Source organism: Methanosphaerula palustris E1-9c (assembly GCF_000021965.1).
GTDB lineage: Archaea > Halobacteriota > Methanomicrobia > Methanomicrobiales > Methanospirillaceae > Methanosphaerula > Methanosphaerula palustris.
The window spans coordinates 373,828-390,631 of the sequence record NC_011832.1 but is presented as its reverse complement, the minus strand read 5'-3'; the positions used below and the strand labels follow the sequence as shown (position 1 = coordinate 390,631).

Annotated in this window: 11 protein-coding genes and 4 pseudogenes; 2 read left to right on the top strand and 13 right to left on the bottom strand. The window is 39.7% G+C overall.

What is annotated here, in order from left to right; genetic code table 11:
• Nucleotides 1-75: 75 nt before the first annotated feature.
• The 8 genes and pseudogenes from MPAL_RS16090 to MPAL_RS01850 all read right to left on the bottom strand — a co-directional run bounded on the left by MPAL_RS16090 (nucleotide 76) and on the right by MPAL_RS01850 (nucleotide 9,417).
• Entirely contained in the window at nucleotides 76-252 is a 177-nt protein-coding gene (locus MPAL_RS16090) for a hypothetical protein (protein ID WP_158303604.1), read from the bottom strand.
• A gap of 104 nt (nucleotides 253-356) precedes the next feature.
• A pseudogene (locus tag MPAL_RS17420) lies at nucleotides 357-887 on the bottom strand (transposase).
• A 258-nt stretch (nucleotides 888-1,145) separates the two neighbouring features.
• Nucleotides 1,146-2,044: pseudogene (locus tag MPAL_RS01875) on the bottom strand (IS5 family transposase); the annotation flags it as partial.
• Between the two features lie 407 nt (nucleotides 2,045-2,451).
• Nucleotides 2,452-3,576 carry a glycosyltransferase family 4 protein gene (locus tag MPAL_RS01870; protein ID WP_158303603.1) on the bottom strand — a complete coding sequence of 375 codons (1,125 nt, stop codon included), beginning with the start codon at nucleotides 3,574-3,576 and terminating at the stop codon, nucleotides 2,452-2,454.
• Nucleotides 3,577-3,972: 396 nt separating this feature from the next.
• Nucleotides 3,973-5,532, bottom strand: coding sequence for an oligosaccharide flippase family protein (locus tag MPAL_RS01865; protein ID WP_012617059.1), 1,560 nt, complete (start codon nucleotides 5,530-5,532; stop codon nucleotides 3,973-3,975).
• Between the two features lie 63 nt (nucleotides 5,533-5,595).
• Nucleotides 5,596-5,793: a hypothetical protein gene (locus MPAL_RS01860; RefSeq protein WP_012617058.1), complete on the bottom strand. Its 198-nt coding sequence runs from the start codon at nucleotides 5,791-5,793 to the stop codon at nucleotides 5,596-5,598.
• Between the two features lie 318 nt (nucleotides 5,794-6,111).
• Nucleotides 6,112-7,566 carry a DUF6541 family protein gene (locus MPAL_RS01855; RefSeq protein ID WP_148208099.1) on the bottom strand — a complete coding sequence of 485 codons (1,455 nt, stop codon included), beginning with the start codon at nucleotides 7,564-7,566 and terminating at the stop codon, nucleotides 6,112-6,114.
• Nucleotides 7,567-8,376: 810 nt separating this feature from the next.
• A complete protein-coding gene (locus tag MPAL_RS01850) occupies nucleotides 8,377-9,417 on the bottom strand; it encodes a glycosyltransferase family 4 protein (protein ID WP_148208098.1) in 1,041 nt (346 codons plus the stop codon).
• Nucleotides 9,418-9,942: 525 nt separating this feature from the next.
• On the opposite strand from MPAL_RS01850, the pseudogene MPAL_RS17415 reads away from it, so the two are divergent.
• Nucleotides 9,943-10,557, top strand: a pseudogene (locus tag MPAL_RS17415) (transposase).
• A gap of 110 nt (nucleotides 10,558-10,667) precedes the next feature.
• A pseudogene (locus tag MPAL_RS01840) lies at nucleotides 10,668-11,603 on the top strand (IS1634 family transposase); the annotation flags it as partial.
• 268 nt (nucleotides 11,604-11,871) lie between these two features.
• Here MPAL_RS01840 and MPAL_RS01835 read toward each other — a convergent pair.
• From MPAL_RS01835 to MPAL_RS01815, 5 genes are read right to left on the bottom strand one after another with little or no spacing between them, the layout of a single operon-like run.
• A complete protein-coding gene (locus tag MPAL_RS01835) occupies nucleotides 11,872-12,834 on the bottom strand; it encodes a methyltransferase domain-containing protein (protein WP_012617055.1) in 963 nt (320 codons plus the stop codon).
• The gene (locus tag MPAL_RS01830) at nucleotides 12,824-14,032 is read right to left on the bottom strand and encodes a glycosyltransferase (protein ID WP_012617054.1); all 1,209 of its coding nucleotides are present in this window, start codon (nucleotides 14,030-14,032) and stop codon (nucleotides 12,824-12,826) included. Before MPAL_RS01830 ends, MPAL_RS01835 begins: the two co-directional genes overlap by 11 nt.
• A 1-nt stretch (nucleotide 14,033) precedes the next feature.
• Nucleotides 14,034-14,972: a glycosyltransferase gene (locus tag MPAL_RS01825; RefSeq protein ID WP_012617053.1), complete on the bottom strand. Its 939-nt coding sequence runs from the start codon at nucleotides 14,970-14,972 to the stop codon at nucleotides 14,034-14,036.
• Nucleotides 14,962-15,732: an FkbM family methyltransferase gene (locus MPAL_RS01820; RefSeq protein WP_012617052.1), complete on the bottom strand. Its 771-nt coding sequence runs from the start codon at nucleotides 15,730-15,732 to the stop codon at nucleotides 14,962-14,964. The genes MPAL_RS01825 and MPAL_RS01820 overlap by 11 nt, the downstream gene beginning before the upstream one ends.
• Nucleotides 15,732-16,727 carry a DUF362 domain-containing protein gene (locus tag MPAL_RS01815; RefSeq protein ID WP_012617051.1) on the bottom strand — a complete coding sequence of 332 codons (996 nt, stop codon included), beginning with the start codon at nucleotides 16,725-16,727 and terminating at the stop codon, nucleotides 15,732-15,734. Before MPAL_RS01815 ends, MPAL_RS01820 begins: the two co-directional genes overlap by 1 nt.
• Between the last annotated feature and the right edge of the window lie 77 nt (nucleotides 16,728-16,804).

The window sequence follows — 16,804 nt, the reverse complement described above, 5'->3', positions numbered from 1 at the left end:
CGGGGGAAAAGAAGCGAGGATCTCGTCCGGGACGGCGAGACCGATCTTCCAAAAAACCGGCAAAACATGTTCGGATCAGTTTGACAAAATCACAAATCCGGCCGGCACTCTTAAGGGTAACGGTGGTGGTATTGCGGACGGGATCCGGGGGGCCGGCCTGGCCGGCAGATCCTGACCGTCGTCGATGCGCTCGAAGGGGCCGGCATCCCATCGGTGCTGGATCGAGAGACCGGAGACCTCGCCGGGTGTCACGCTGGCCGGGTTCAGCGGTGCCGGCTCCTTTGGTCCCTTCGGAATTCAGGACCTACGCCAGTTCGAACACCTGAGGAGATCGAGATAGCCCACACCAGGGATAGTCATACGTATCTCCTTCGGGAAAGCCACTGATACTGGATCTGGGCTCTCATGATCTCTCTATATCCATCCTTCCGAACTCCAACTGTCACCAGGGGGACTTTTGAGATATATCTGGGCCCGTTTCGAACTTTAAAATACAATGCATCGACGTAAAGGTAAGGAATCGATCGTTCTATCGGTCGATTGAGAAAAGCCTTCACCTGATCGTCGAGATCATGTGAGATCCGTGAAACCGAGGATGGAAAGAGTTGTTTCATACCCGGATGCGCGACGATCTCCTGAACTTCTCTGGTTGAAACTCCCTATAGATACGATTGGCGATGGCGTTCATTAGTGCCTTCTCGATCCGGGCGTATCGCCCGAAGATCTGAGTCTTGAAGGGTTTTCTCCCGAAACTGATATTTTGTGAGAGTAACATCCCCGTAGCGAGTTGTGAGGGATCGGGATCGAGAACCGTTTCGATGGCAGTTTCTTGTTGCAGTTCGCTCATAGAGATTAGCACCCGCTTGCTGATGGGCTTCGATCTGCATCACCTTGTTCAAAAACTAGGTGATGAGAATGCGCATTCCTTCGTCTTTGTCGGAAATATAATCTTTGATAGATGATATTGGTATCATGGTCCGGTTTCACCTTTCATGCAATTCTAGGTGGAATTCAGAGCCTTTTTACTTTTACATTCCTTTTGGCACGCTACCGACTTCATCACGGTTTATCCATTCATTAGCCCGTTTTATGCTGAAATTATCAGTCAGTTTGTAACTGAAGAGGGCTTTTAACAGCTTATTGAGGCTCTGTTGAAATGCTTCAACTATGATAACAATCACGACTAATTGAACCACCTTCGTGAGGTTATGGAGGATCATTTTGACCTTGATCTCCTTGACCTGGTACCAATATTTTCGTGCCTTGAGGTCCTCTCAGAATCTTCTTTTAATGACTGAAAATGCGGTTTCAACTTTGTTTCTCTCGTGATAGCGTTTCGAATCGAAGTTGTTATACATCTCTTGTCTGTATTTCCCCGAATAGATCTTTCCTTTCCAGGTTCTGACAGGTATCACCGAATCAGCACCCATTTCTTCCCTGATCTGTCGATGAAGTTTCTCGGAATCGTACCCTTTATCCATCACATAACACCCGGTTTTTCTGGTCCTCTGGCACTGCCTGAGGAGTGGTTCAGCATGTTTAGTGTCGTGAACTGGTTTTAGCGAGATCTTGGAAAAGAGGATCACCTGCTTACATGTATCTACTGCAATCGACGTTTTCAGGAAGTTTTTTCGGGTCTTTCCTGTACGCCAGGAGTAATAATGACTGGCGTACGAACTTGTGAATCCCGTAGAATCGATGGCAGTTGTTGGAACAATTCACCCCAGGAATAAAACAGTTTGAGGGTTTTATTCAGGAATATCGAGAGTACTGCAGAAGGAGTTCGAGCCATGAACTTATGGATGGTCGAGTAGTGGGGAACCTGGTCCAAATTGAGGATGTCTTTGATCTTGCCCATCAGATTGATGAGTTCGACTACATCACGATAGTCAGTACCAAGGGCTTCATGAAAGAGAAGGATCGCCATGAGCTGATGCTGAGTATACGTTCTCCGAGAATATTTACAGGAATAAAGAGGGAAATGGGAGGATCGAAGTACTGAACAGATGTATCTGACAAGTTTGATATACCGGTTCGTTGACATTATTTCTGCTCCTTGTTGTTGAATTTGTCATTGACTCAAGGAGCAACGATTCTTATTAGATATTTGTCTTATCGTGGGATCATAGTACCAGAGGGTTTCAACAGAGCCCTTATTGATATCTATTCCATTCTTCTTGTGTTTCCCGAATATTTCACGACAATTTAAAAAATGATACATTTTTCAACCGCATATATGGTTCCAATAGGAAAGGATATATTTTGATTAGGAACAATTCCATATATTCTTGGTCGTTTGGGCACAAATCAATTAGACCAAAAACAATCTTATTCTTTTAATGGCAAAGTTGGGTTTGATAGTGGAGGGGAGATAATCAGGCACGGATACAGGGCTTGTTGAAATTACTGGACGTATGGCACGCTACCATAGTTGAAGCATTTCAACAGAGCCTATTTTTGATACTTCCCCAATATCAAATAGTATTGTTCTTCATATTTTTTGGCAACTTTCTCCCAGGAATATTTTTGAGCATTTTTTATGCTATTTCTTGAAAATATTTCCCACTTTTCGGGATCCGAGATTATCCCCCTAATTGCATGATATATGGCACCTGAGTCTTTGATCGGGACCAAATATCCATTATTCCAAATCTTTATCAAAGGGTTACTCCCGACAGGTGTCGCCACGACTGGGAGACCTGATGCCATAGCCTCAAGTAAACTTAACGAAAATCCTTCGCGAAAACTGGGAAGCAGAAATACGTTCGAATCATACAAATGTTTCACAAGATCTTCATTCGGAACCTCCCCAAGAAAAATTACATTGTTTGCTAATTTTAAATCAATTGCCTGATCTTCAAGCGAATGACGACATTCTCCATCTCCAATAATTATCAATTTGATTCTTGGAAAATCTTTTTTTAACAATTTTACCGCATGTAAAGCGTATTCAATGCCTTTCTGTTCATTCAACCTTGATATACATATGATCCTGGGAACCAACGGATCTAAAAAGGGACGATCTTTATTTAGAGTAAATAATTTCAGATTTACTCCGTTTGGGATGACTATTGACTCTTTTTTAAAACATTTCTCGATATCTTTTTTTGTATTCTGAGTAAGGGAAACAATAGCAGCAGCATTTTGAATTTCAGGTAATAATGGTCTAATCCATTTTAACACTGCTGAAACAATTGGTCCCCGTTCCGTATAACAATTGTTTTCACCGTGGACAGAAATCACATAAGGAATTTTTAAAACTTTTTTTATTATATACGCAGACAATGCTGGAGAAAAATGCTGAACATGAACGATATCGGCTCCGACTTTCCTCACGACTTTGAATGATGGAAAAATATAGAGTATAATTCCTAAGAACGAAAAATATGGATTTTTTATTGGAATAATGGGATGAATTATATGTACCTTGTATAAGTTGTTATCCAAGTTACAGAATGGCTTTTTATTCGGTGCGAATGTAACAATATGAACTTCGTGACCTAATTGGATTAATTGCTCTGCCAGATTTAGGGTAGCTATTTGCACGCCCCCCAGTGTCCCAAAATTATTCAGCACCAATATACAAATTTTCATAATCAAATCGACCTCTTGTTATTCGGCCTACAAAATTATAGATCCGTTTTGTTTGTCCAATTATTTTTAGGATTATTCATTTTTTCTAATGGGTATATTTTTCACGCGTCGTAATGGTGGATATAAAAAGTCAGTTTCAAAGTTATTATCTGAATTCTCGTACAATGTCGGGTTAACCAAGGAGCCTAAGATATCACCAGAAAACTTTGAATTTCAGGATCGTCTGGATAAAGATCGAGTTTATTATAATTGTTTAGATCAAATAGAATTCATTAAAATTCCTTATTATAATAAAAATGTCATCAGGTTATTAACAATTATCCTTCGAGTGAAATTTTTCTTTTCCAATATTTCCCAAGCCGTTGGTATAATATCCATTCACATTCTCCTCTCAATTTTTGTTTTAATCCGTCCTGAAGGAATCAATGATACAATTAACTGTTTCTCAAATTCGGTGAGGCCAAATCTAAGAACCATGACACCATAAATGATTGCAATCACTGTTCCACAAATTATCAATGACATGATGGAATTAATGGAAAAGACCATTGCTATACAGGCGATTACCCCTCCTATGATTAATAGGGCAACCGTCCCGGGAATCAACGGTGTGATGAAATTTACTATTGAAATTTGTTGAATCCTGGAAGCGTACCACGGAACAAAGAGAATATGCCTTACAGTGAGAATTAGGAAATTGGCCAGTGCAACCCCGTAATATCCCAATCCTGGAACTAACGAAAAGGCGATAGCCAATATAAAATTCGCAGTTCCAAAGATGATTGTGACTATGCCTGGTATCCTAACTCTATTATATGCTATGTTTACCGAAAAAAGTGGTTGAACGGCCATAATAATTGCATTAGGAGCTGTAAGGAGCACCAGGAGTGGTGCCAGTCTGGCATATTCTGGACCTACCCATATTGTTAGCAATTGAGGGGAAAAACCACAGATAAGACCCGCTGGTAAGGCCATGGAAAGTCCCAAGAATTTTATCGCGCTCGAAGTCATTTGAACCAGGGAATCTGTTCGACTAAGTGCATAGAAACTCAAAATTGTTGGGGCTAATACAGCTGCAAGCGTGAATGCTATTGAACGTAAAAATTGCCCCCATTGTTGGGCGATAGCATATTCGCCGGTAGGAATCGCCCCGAATAGCAAGTTCACCACGATTAGATCTACCTGAAATAAGAACAATGCTCCCACTTGGTCAATCATAACCCAGCCACCCATGCTCAGCAGGTTGCGCACTCTTGTTCTGTCGAAATCACGAATTGAAACGTTGAGAAATGGGCAGATTCCCTTGGCTAGGATGATTGAAACCATGGATGCTACGATTGCTCCCACAAGGAAAGCTGCACCAACAAAGGCAAGGTCAGGGCCGAGCAGTATAAAAAGAATGACAATTAACACCGTTTGAACGAAAAGATTTGTCAGGTTGACGATGTTCTGGAGATCGAGGCGATTATAAGCGAAGAGCTGAACCGTGAAGTTTCCGCTCCAAGCCCTTAAAAGAACAGATCCACAGACACCGAGAAAAAGAAAAATTACGCCCTGTTCCTGACCAGATGGGACTTTGAAGATAGCAGGGACGAAAAACGCTACTGCTATAACGACGGGGACCATCAGCAGGACGATGGCTGTCAATCCAAAAAAGGCTGTACTAAAGGTTTTATTAGCCGCCCCGTAGTCTTCGTGTTGAAGGTCAACGGTCAGGAAGCGTGTGACTGCAGTATTGAGTGATTGGACAATGATCGCAACGTAACCCGTAATGGAAGTTACAAGTGGTATAAGGCCATACGCAGCGATTCCTAGCGTGGAGATAAAATACGGGACGAGGAGAACTCCAATGATAATACTGACCAAAAAATAGGCGATATTCGCGGCGAGGTTCCACGGGAACTGTTTGGTGAATTTATCGATTGTTTTGATCTCCACGGATAGGCCTCAAGATAATGCTACTTGATATTGGCTGCTCAGTTGATTAACTGTTGGGATTCTTTAACGATAAGTGTCCCAAGTAAGACGATATGCCCCTGATGCCGGCGTTATTGCCGTCGAGTCCAGCCAGAACGGGTCGTTGACGGGGACCTGGTCACCATCCAACTTCATAACCTCCCGAACGACACCGTCTTCTCCCTCAAAGATGGACGGCGAGTTCGCGACCACGTCGGGGGGCGCTTTCTCGTTCTCCACCATTCAGTTCTCGATACCATCACCCAAGATAAGGGCACGGCCAACCTCAAGCCCAAACTCCACAGTGATTAGGACATAGTTTCCTGTATTCATTCTTTTTTTCTGATCCACGAGATTTTTTGGATGAGCTCGACTGAAAAATTAGTGTGGAGTGCCAGATAATGATATCATGGCCCTGATTTATCTTTCTTGTAATTCTAGGTTGAATACAGGGCCTTTTTACTTTTATATCACTTTCGGCACGCTACCGAATTTTTCGAATTTATCGGTTGGTTCTCCAAATATTTATTGAATAGAGGGCAAGGGATAAAACAATGATTATCAGGATGATCTCACAATTATGTATACTTGTAGGTTCCCATTTTCATACGTTAGATGAATCTGGTTATCATTATCTAAAAGATTGTAATCTGTTGGAGTGAACCGCCATGACTCAGAAAATTCGGGATATACATTCTGGTAAACATACCGTCCCTGTGTATTCATCAGTAAATAGTGGGTTCCAGATTTCCCTCCCAATGTTGTATTCCCGCCGTACCCAAAATGATCAATCGCATTAGTTCCGTAAAGATCTTGTATTTGCGATGAATCTATGCCGAAGATCGCTTGATAATATCTGAAGACATAGAGACCATGTTCTATTATCGGGGTCGTATTATCTCGAATCTCGAAGAACGTTGTCATCCCCTGATATTCACTCTCGGTAACCTGTTGATTTGCTTGTTTGATCAATGGAGAATCGTAGAGATTGAATGTAGAAAAAAACGACACTATGACCACGCAAATGAAAAGACCCACCGCAATAGATATCTTCACCCAAGAGTGTGATGGTCGAAGACGCAATACTAGCATTATTGTGAACGGTATCAAACTCATCGAAAAAATCATCATCAACTTCAAAAACCGATCGAAATTGAACGTGATTCCGGAGAAGAATAAGAGAAACGTAATAAAACCAAATATAAAGAAACCGGCTATCGAAAAGATTAAAAAAAATGGAAGTTCGGTGCTTTTTTCTTTTATCAAGAATAGGACGATACCAAAGCACAGGAGAGAGAGAATTGCCATAACGAGGTACTGGCCATACATGTTGAAAGCTAACCGAATGAGATATCCTATATCAACTGAGACTGTAGAAATAGTTTTAGAGTAACTCTCATAAATTGATGATGCCCCCTCTCCTCCTAAAAGATATGAAATAAGTGGACCCGGCGCTTTCAATACAACCACGAAACCCCGTTCCCATAATACAAAAAAACAGAAAGAAATTAGAAGAGCGTAATTGATTGGGAGTTTGGTTTTATCCTTCTTATCCATATCTGACATCAGGCGCTGGATTAATTTCGCGATTATTAGAATAATGATGTTCGTGACCGTGATAAGTGGATGAAAAAAAACGAGGAGAATACTCATGACGGTTAGAATGAAAACAAATTGCTTTACACAGTTCCCCTGAATAATCTTTGCCAATATGAAGAGATTCAAAGGCAGTAACATCATCGCTTGAGCATTTGGTAAAAAATGAACGTTATAACTGCCGAAATAGAGCGGAGTAGCAAAGATAACGATAAGAAATGGCAACCTCCTATCACTGAAAAGATTTCGTCCGAGAACATACATGGAAATGATGAAGAACAGAGAAAATATAGGCGGGATGATCATCGTAACGTCCGAGAGCGAGATCCCAGAGATCCAATAGAAGACCACTCCAATCAAGTGATCAGCAGGATATTGATTAGTTTGGCCGATTACTCCGGAATAGATGATATCGAGCATATATGCTATCTCCGTCATAACGTCGCCGATGCCCGTACTATGATATCCCCTGATAAGGGGTAAAAAAAGTTGAATCGCGTCTGAAAGAAGGATAATTATGAGACCATGTAGCCACCATTGCTTCTCAGATTTTCTAAAGATTTCTTTAATAATGAGCAACTGACCTATGAATGTTGCTGAAATCAATAATCCCCAAAAATATTTGGGGTATACATCGTAAATAGAAAATTCGTACCTAGTACTTGGCCCATAAAAAAAAATAATACTAGTCCCACAGCAGATGAAGATATATCCAATTATCGAGATACATTTCGAGATTCGATCCATGTTTTTTTCCAATAACAGATTATCAAACATTTCTCGTATCTCACGATATTTTCTAATGAACCTTCAATGGGATGATGTCACTATATAGAAAGAAGGTGATATTCCCGGTAACATTCTCAATTTCTATGGACTATACCCCTGTTAAGATATTATTGTGAGGCATTTAAAAAATGATCATTTGACTGTCCCAATCCTACATTTACTTTAAACCTTGTCGTCCTTCAACCACCAATCAATTTTCAGTATGGAAGCGCCTTGGATTTCAGCCATAATGCAAAGCCTCGTCACCGTGGTGGGATCATTCTTCATTCATTGATCCATATCTTTTGTCCGTCATCAAATTTCTATTTATATTCGAGTTTTTTTGGGGGATGGACATGTGTGGGGTATAGTCCTCACACATCTGCTACGAACCTTTTTGGAACGCCGTCACCAACTGCTTTCTGGATCCCTCAAAGTCTTTATAGAATTTTAATTTCAGAATTAGTATCTTATGTCATTTACTACCCACTTCCATTTCTTTGTAACTTCTTCCAAGGAATAATTATTTTGAACAAAAAATTCACCATTTTTTCCAACATTTCCCAAATCGGCTGATTGAATTGCACGAGTTATATTCTCTGCGATACATTCAGGAGAGTTATCTGTCATGATAAATCCTGTTATTCCATCTTGTATGACATCTGGTATCGCCCCGACAAGAGTTGTTAATACAGGGGTTCCACATGCCATAGCCTCAAGCATAATGTTAGGCAGACCTTCAGTATAAGATGGAATGACAACAAGCCTTAATCCATTAAGATATTTAGGGAGATCTTTATGTGGAACCCAACCAATAATTTTGACATGGTCTGTTAAGTTATTTTCATCAATATATGTCATTATATATTGATATTGAGCCCCGTTTCCCCCAATTATTACCTGCAATTCAGGCAGACGTTGAAGTAATATTGGAAGTGATTGGATAAAATTAATAATCCCTTTTTCTTTACTTAAACGACCAAAATAGCCAATAAGAGGTGGTCGCTCTGATAAGGGTGTTTCGACCCGGAAATTTGAAAGATCAACAATGTGGTTTTGGGCGATGAGAATTTTGTTTTGATATCTCTCAAGATTCCATTCTTTTATTAATCTTTCTGAGTATAGGACAATTTTATAACATAATGTGCAATTAATATTAGTCAAAATCTTTAACCCAAAAACTAAATTATCGTAATATAATGTGTGAACTGAGGATCCTGAAAAAATTACAACAACTTTCTTTTTAAAAATTTTTGCAATAATCATTGGGAATACTAAGTCTTCACCACCTAAAAAAAATATAAATAGGTCACATTTTTTGTTTATTTTTAGTAATAAGTGCGATATTCTGATCTGAAGAAGTGTATATTTTAGAATTCTCAAAAAAATATTCATTGCTCCATCATGGTCTGTCCCTAATGTAACAATCCTTGGATCATCTCTGAAATAATTAAAACCCTCATTTCCGGTTATAAGATAAAGTGGTTTAGAATGAACTGACAACAATTCAATAAGATTTGACAAAGGTGTTAAACTATGAGTCCCGATAGGAGGTGTGACAACACCAATACAATTTTTATTTTCATGAGGTATGATAATCCACCGCCAGATTAATTAAGCTAGAAACATGTTACATCAACATCTTTTCGGGAAATTGCTTTCCTTGACTCCATGATGATTTATTTCTCACACATTAAAAATACCTTCTGCCACTCCTCTCACCACAAATTCATATATCTGAATATCGTCATTGCCAATCGAAGGAGCAAATCTCGATTTCACCAGTATCAATACTCAGAGGAGATCTGACCAGATCTTTGCTTTGATTCAGCACCACGGTTACGATCTCTCACTGCTCGATCTGGTAGCGTGCCAAAAGTGATGTAAAAATAAAAATGCCCTGTATCCAACCTAAAATTGCATGAAAGGTGAAACAGGGCCATGATACCATTATCATTTATCGAAGATTATCTTTCCGACAAGGACGAAGGGATGCGCATTCTCATCACCTAGTTTTTGAACCAGATAATGCAGCTCAAAGCCTATCAACAAGTGGGTGCCAATCCCTATAAACGAACTTCAACGAGAAACTGCCGTCGAAACGGTTCTCGATCCCGATCCCTCACAACTCGCTACGGGGATGTTACTCTCACAAAATATCAGTTTCGGGAGAAAACCCTTCAAGACTCAGATCTTCGGGCGATACGCCCGGATCGAGAAGGCACTAATGAACGCCATCGCCAATCGTATCTATAGGGAGTTTCAACCAGAGAAGTTCAGGAGATCGTCGCGCATCCGGGTATGAAACAACTCTTTCTATCCTCGGTTTCACGGATCTCACATGATCTCGACGATCAGGTGAAGGCTTTTCTCAATCGACCGATAGAACGATCGATTCCTTACCTTTACGTCGATGCATCGTATTTTAAGGTCCGAGATGGACCCAGATGTGTCTCCAAGGCACTTCTGGTGACAGCCGGAGTTCGGGAGGATGGATATCGAGAGATCCTGGGAGCCCGGATTGCTACATGTGAGAATGAAACCTTCTGGTCCGGGCTCTTCGATGAGATGAAAGAACGAGGATTGTCTTGCGACAAACCAAGTCGGGATCCCGCTCTTCATACAGACGTTTTCGGTGAATGAATCGGATAAACAGAGCATTATCGCGATGATTGAAACCCCTGCAGAAGAGTTTGAAGTTCGACAGAAAGGTCTACTATATCGCCAATTCAGCGCTCTAAAGCGCTGAAAATCTCACCAGACTCAACCGAAGTTTCTGGATCACCCGGGTGCCAACCCCAGTTGGCGGTATTCGGGAACTCTATGAGACCGAGGAACCCTTCCATCACTGTGAGGATCCGCGCTATTCATACCAGCAGGTCATTTCGGACTACGGTGGTATCCCTCAACACTGGATCGTCTATCAGTCGAGTGAACTCCAGAAACGAATTGAAAAGACGTTTGATGCTACGATTGAGAAGAAAATAACGAAAGCACGAACATCGCAGGGCAGGATCATGCATCAGGAATATGCCTGTGAACCGGATGCACAGAGAGCTCTGGATCAATGGTATGATGAACATCCAGAGTGTCAGATCATGTCATCTGATATCCAGCAGATCCCCAAAAAGAAGAATGGGCTTCGAGGAAGGCCACGAAATGGGGAGGCGATGGAGGTCGGGTATCGGATCGAGGCGGAGATTGAACCGAATAGGGGATACTATGCTGGAAGAAAAAAATTGGGACGATTCGTGCTGGCAACCAATGATCTCAACCTCGATCCCGACAGACTACTGGCTAATTATAAGAATCAGGCACAGGTCGAGCGTGGATTTCGATTCCTGAAGGATAACTCGTTCCGGGTATCTGAGATATTCCTCAAGAAGAATACACAAATTGAAGCACTGGCCATGATCATGACCCTCTCACTCTTCATTTATAGCCTAGCTGAATTCAGAGTCAGAAAGGCGCTCAAAGAGCGGAATGAAACCATCCCGAACCCGGAGCGAAGACCAACACAAAAGCCGACCCTCAAAAGGATCTTCTTCCTCTTCCGGGCAATCGAAGTCCAAGTATACTCATGGGGGGACGATAGACAGAAGATGATACTGGGTCTCAATGATCTCTTGAACCGAATTCTGGGGCTGCTTGGGCCTGAATGCGAAAAATATTATCGACTGAAAAATTAGTGCGGAATGTCAGTTCAATGCATAATCTGGTTAGTTTTAGGAACAGGCTCCTCAACTTAAAAACTCTTCAACCTGCTCTGCCAGAAACATGCCATAGACAAACATGAAGATGAGTATTTTCATTGGTTGAGCCTGTGACCGTTGGTCTCATCGTTGTTTTGGGATGATCTCTTCGATAAATGATAATGGTATCATGGCCCTGTTTCACCTTTCTAGCAATTCTAGGTTGGATACAGGGCATTTTTATTTTTAAATCATTTTAGGCACGCTACCTTTTAATACCTTGAATAAAAGTATTATTTATATATAAATCATCATCCGTTATGTATTCAAATTTTTTATTAAGTTCAGATCTTTTAATCCCAGAATGATTATACTGAGGAAAATCACATATTATTTTGAGATTATTATTATTCATCAATGAGAGATGAATGGATGCCGGCTGTCGATTTAACGAATACGGTCGTTTCCCCCAGATTAAATTATTCCATATAAAATCCGAATACCGCCAGTGTTCATTCCATTTTTTTGCCATGACATGATTTGAAAAATCAATTTCCATGGAAAAAATCCCTCCCGCACGCAGCCATTGAAAAATTGCTGAATATGCTTCGTCAAGATTTTCTATATGCTCCATGACAGCCTGAGATAGAACAAAATCTACCGAATCTTTTTGGATAATCCCTGAATTGTTCCATGGGACAAAATACTGTATTTCAATATTTGATGAATCGACACCTGAATTTACCAAAGCATCTTTTATTGCAATAATTCGTTCAGGCTTTAATGCGGCGTCAATAACTTCATCTCTTAAAATATCTTTAGGAAATTTATACGAGTGAAGTTTCGGAAACAAGTCCGGCCATTCAATATCATCCGGGATCGATTCACGATCCTGAAATAATTTTACTAATTCATCTAATACAGAGATATTATGCATCAAGTTTGCATGGGGTACAACATCCAGAGCATAATATCTGTTTGATCCCGACAATAAGGCCGCTATGCCGACTCCTAACGAATCACCGGGTCCCAATTCAGCGATTGTTTCAGGTACTTTTTTGATCAGGTTGTGATTTTTTGCCATAACGAGATGACGTAACCAGACTGAATAACAATATCGAGAGGATTTTGCCGCACCACCAGAACTGGAATTCCGCATTTTAATCAATGAATTATATAGGCCAGGAACATGCGTCGAAAGTCCCCATACAAGTGTTTTATAATTCATGTTTTACTCCATTTGATTGAGAAATACATTCCAAATATGTTTGTTTTACAACTTCAATGAGATATGACCAGGATAAATTATCTTTAATAAATTTTTGCCCATCCCTCACGAACAGGTTTGATTGGATGTCATCATTAAGGACATTTAATATTCTTCCTCTCAAATCATCAGTATCTCCGTACTTTACTAAATATCCGCATTTAGCTTCTTTAATTACCTCGCCACACCCACAGTCGTCCGTCACTATAACCGGTGTTCCGCACATTATAGCTTCAAATGGTACCAGCCCAAAAATTTCCAATATTCCAGGATATACTAACACATCAGCATCAACGAATGCTTCGATTTTTTCAACTTTAGAAAGAGAGCCGGTAACCAAAACATTCTTACCAATTTTTAATTTTTTTATAATTTCCATAAGGATCTCGAGAAATCCATCATCCGGACCTGCAATAATTAGTTTATTGTCCTTTTTTAAGTCCAAAAGACTTGAAAAAGTATTAATAAGAAAATCAATTCCTTTTCTTTTATGCAACCGTCCCAAATAGAGAACGACTTTTTCATCGGATGCAATTCCATATTTTTTCCGAAATATTCCTCGTTCCGGAAGTGTTTCATATTCAGACACATCAATTCCATTTGGAATAATTACAATTTTGTTTTCCGGCATTCCCATTTTCAAGTACTGGTCTTTCTCAACTTTTGATACCGCAATTAATTTTGAGGCATCTCTTAATATTTGGTTTCCCCAAAGAATATCATATATTTTTTTTATTCCTTGTTTTTCAAAGACTGGCAGTACCGCACCGTGAGCCTGAACAATATAAGGGATATGATATTTTTTTGCATAATGATGCATCACAATTGCTTCAAATGCGCGATATTCATGACAATGAACAATATCATAATTTTTAATATTGAGATTCAATGCATATGCAATACGTGGAGCACAGGATATTCGATATTTTGATGCCAGTCGATTATTGATATTTTTAAACCTGAATATTTTTATCCCATCAAGAAACCCAGGATTTTCAACATTTTTGTTCCTATGAGTTTGATCGAGGACATCTGTGCTATATACAGTAACTTCATCCCCTTGTTTCACAAGATTTTTCGATAAATTATATGCAACCTGAAGGGGCCCCCCATACGAATAAGCGGGTGGGAAAGAGGAGATGATCTGAAGTATTTTCATCTTATTTCTCCTGGGGAACATTTAATAATTTACATAAATGAACATAGAGAAAAATTTGCATCCTTAAGAAAACCAACAGAGGAAAGAGCAGCCATGAGATATCTCTCTCTTTTAGTAATCCAAATATCATGCCTTTGGTTCCAAGAAAGAAATTCTCATAGACCATATCTCTTTTAGATAAATTCATTTTTGTTTTAGAATTGGTAGATAATGACGAAGCCCCCCTGATTTGCTTTTTAATAAATTTTGAAATTGACAATCCCATATCAGTGTCATGATATACCGCGTCTTTTAAATAGATTATTTTATATCCTTTATTTTTCAATTTTGATGCTAGATCAAAATCCTCCCCCCAATGTACATTTCTATCATAACCGCCAGTTTCATCAATGGCTTTCTTATTGATTAACGCACCTCCACCACCCATTATACCACGATTCTTGTCAATTCTATCCTCAAGAATCAGATATGCCAAATTAAAATACAATCTTTGAAACAAGGGTCCATTTAATGGTGCTTTCATTTTTGGCCAAATCGTTGCAATATCTTCAGAATAATTGAAATACCATATAGCATTTGAAAGCCATTTTTTATGAGGTAAATAGACATCACTATCGAAAATCCCAGCAATCTGCCCTTGCATATTATCGATACCCGTTTGACGGACACTCCCCAAAGTGCCATCATCAAAAAAAATTTCATCTGTAAATTTTTTCACAATAGAAAGCGTGTTATCTGAAGATCCATTGTCAACGATAATTATTTCTTTATTGGGATAATCTTGATCTTGGATACTTTTTAAACATTTTTCAATAGTGCGTTCACTATTATAGACAGGTATTACAAACGATACGAGAGGGGGATGCTCAAAATCGATTTGTTTACATTGAAGAATATTAAGTGGGGGTTCCACAAAAATATAGACCCCATCATTTTTCATAATTTAATCCTTCCTTAGACTTACAAGCAATTATGTCAGATGTTCGAGAGAGATCTCTATCGTCAATCGGTTGAATTGAATATCCTAAACCCCGTAATAGATCAATACATTCCTCTCTTTGTTGATCTGAATGTAAGGAGATAAGGAGTGTGGGACAATAATTTCTCAATACGTCTAACCCGCCACATAATACCATTGATTCAGTTCCCTCAACATCCATTTTAATCAAATCCGGGGGTGGTGCGATGCCGTCAGCAACAACAGAGTCCAAGGTCAATGTGGGGACTTCCAGATTCCCATTTTTTGATATAGATCCCATCGTATTATCAGGATGTTCAAAAAACATGGATACCCCGGATACATTAGAAAGGGCACATTCAATCACCCTGACATTCGTGCAGTTGTTCATTTGAATATGCTTATTAAGGATTTTTACATTAGCAGGTAATGGTTCAAATGCAACCACAATTCCTGGATTCCCTACTTTTTCCGAGGAGAGTAAGGTATAAGTTCCAACGTTAGCCCCGATGTCATAAAAAATATCCCCATTATGTAATAGATCTTTTACAATGTTCATCTGACGATTTTCAAAATTGCCTAAATAATATGCTAAATTTGAAGAATTTACAATCCACTTTTTCCCTTTAAGGGGTCCTTCAATTATAGGTAATATGAGTGATTTAGGAATAATTTTTTTAAAAATGATGGAAATTTTATGTTGAAATGGACTACTTAAGGAAACCCACCCAAACAAATGCATTAATCTCTCCCTTCAAGTTCATCGACAACATTCTGTTCATTCTTATTTCTCAATTTCGATGCAACACCATAGATTATCGGCTTCATGGGGGAATCCATCACCAGTTTCGCCATGCACTCGCTATTGAATAGGATCGTTGAAAGACTGTCAATCAGGGTTTTATTCACCTGAAATTGCAACTGATATTTTTTCCAGTCATCATTGAATTGAACTGCATCAAGATCTGTTGTACCGAGTCCTTCCTTCTCTGCAAACATAATATGCTCAACTCTTGAGGCCGGTATCCCCATAAGCGTTGAACCAAATGCATCGGCTACAACCGGATTGTTTGCCGCTATCAGGAGATCTGTTTTCACCGGTTCACCATACATCGGACCATGACCATTGAGGGCATACGTCCCATCGATCAGAACGATCTTCGGTTTAATCACCTTTGTGAGAAGGGTCAATTTCCTGCTCAAATACTTGTGTTGCAGGCATCGCATGGTATCGGGATAACAACCCCACAGATTCTTCATGCTCAGAGTGATGGTAGTCATCACATGCACTTTGAGAACGGGAACTGAGATGAAACAGTCGATTTCGTCAACAAGAAGATCAGGTACCTGGACTTTAACCCTTTTTCCTTGAATCGTATCTTCAATAAATCGTGAAGGAAGTGTTGACAGATTGACAAGTTCAGCACCGGTTTCTTTGCAAATTTCGGGCATCCCATGACCTTTGAAGGCTTGATTCGCAGTGAATGAATGATTCCCGCCATTAGATTCTCCAACAATAACCCGCCCAGCCCGATCTTTGAGGATAGCCAGAATCTCTTTCAAGACCACGGGGTTAGTGGTGATACCCTCTTTATAGAATGGATAGGTAAAATTTGGTTTTATAAAAACCATGGAACCATTACGAATAGAATCCTTCCATTTGATGAATTCGAGACTATTGATGATGTCTTCGTGGAGATTTGAAACCTTTATTATGCTCGCCAGGTAATCTTTCATCTTAACATACCTCTTTTATTGTGTATTCAAATGTATCTGTTATGGTGCCCCAGTCAAGATTCTGAACGTACACTGTG

Coding starts and splice junctions, on each gene's coding strand:
- MPAL_RS01860 (WP_012617058.1), bottom strand. CDS start 5,793: ATGGTGGAGAACGAGAAAGCGCCCCCCGACGTGGTCGCGAACTCGCCG.
- MPAL_RS01855 (WP_148208099.1), bottom strand. CDS start 7,566: ATGCTCGATATCATCTATTCCGGAGTAATCGGCCAAACTAATCAATAT.
- MPAL_RS01835 (WP_012617055.1), bottom strand. CDS start 12,834: ATGAATTATAAAACACTTGTATGGGGACTTTCGACGCATGTTCCTGGC.
- MPAL_RS01830 (WP_012617054.1), bottom strand. CDS start 14,032: ATGAAAATACTTCAGATCATCTCCTCTTTCCCACCCGCTTATTCGTAT.
- MPAL_RS01825 (WP_012617053.1), bottom strand. CDS start 14,972: ATGAAAAATGATGGGGTCTATATTTTTGTGGAACCCCCACTTAATATT.
- MPAL_RS01820 (WP_012617052.1), bottom strand. CDS start 15,732: ATGCATTTGTTTGGGTGGGTTTCCTTAAGTAGTCCATTTCAACATAAA.
- MPAL_RS01815 (WP_012617051.1), bottom strand. CDS start 16,727: ATGAAAGATTACCTGGCGAGCATAATAAAGGTTTCAAATCTCCACGAA.